Source organism: Streptomyces ureilyticus, assembly GCF_011045025.1.
GTDB lineage: Bacteria > Actinomycetota > Actinomycetes > Streptomycetales > Streptomycetaceae > Streptomyces > Streptomyces ureilyticus.
Map to the genome: position 1 here is coordinate 1 of NZ_JAAKZX010000492.1, position 866 is coordinate 866.

1 protein-coding gene is annotated in these 866 nt (G+C 71.7%); it reads left to right on the top strand.

Annotated features, from left to right (window positions below):
* Window positions 1–192: 192 nt before the first annotated feature.
* On the top strand, window positions 193–866 hold a 674-nt coding region (locus G6048_RS48320), incomplete at its 3' end, for a copper homeostasis protein CutC (RefSeq protein WP_165345921.1).

Sequence of the window (866 nt, forward strand, 5' to 3'; positions counted from 1 at the left end):
GGTGTGGCGGGGGGGGAGGGAGCGCTGGTTGTCGTGCGGGCCCTTTGCAGGGTGTGGAGCCAGCGGGTGCGCAGGGCTTGAGGGTCGGCCATGGGGGCATTGTTCCCCTTCACCGCGTACTCTGAATTGGACTAGACCTGTGTTCGTCCAAGCCGTCCAGGCCCGTCCCGGCCGTCCAAGGAAAGAGGGCGTATGAGTAAGCGTGCAGTCCTGGAGGTGATCGCCCTCGATGTCGAGGACGCGGTCGCCGCCCGGGCCGGGGGCGCGGATCGCCTCGAAGTCGTCTCCGACATGGCGGCCGACGGGCTCACCCCGTCGGTCGGGACCTTCGCGGAGATCCGGGCCGCCGTCGACATCTCGCTGCGCGTGATGCTGCGGCTGGGGGACGGATTCGCCGCCGGTGACATCGGGGAACTGGTGCGCCGCGTGCGGGAGTTGCGGGATGCGGGCGCCGACGAGTTCGTACTCGGGTTTCTGGACGAGGGCGGTGGCGTGGACGTGGCCGCGGTGGAGCGGGTCGTCGGCGAACTGGACGGCTGCCGCTGGACGTTCCATCGCGCGATCGACCGGGCGGCGGATCGCGATGCCCTGCGTAAGCAGCTCGCGGAGCTGCCCGGGCTCGACACGTATCTCTCGGCGGGCTCGGCGGCCGGTGTGGACGAGGGGCTTCCCACGCTGCTCGCCGAGGCGGCGCGGGGTGGGGACCCGGGGTATGAGCAGCGGCTCATGGTGGGCGGCGGAGGCGTCCAGGGAGGCGTCCGCGTCGAGCGACGTGCCGCCGTGGCGGCTGCTGCTCGGCTATGTGCGGCCGCATCGCTGGGCGTTGCTGGGCGGGGCCGTTCTGTCGTTGATGACCGGGGCCACCG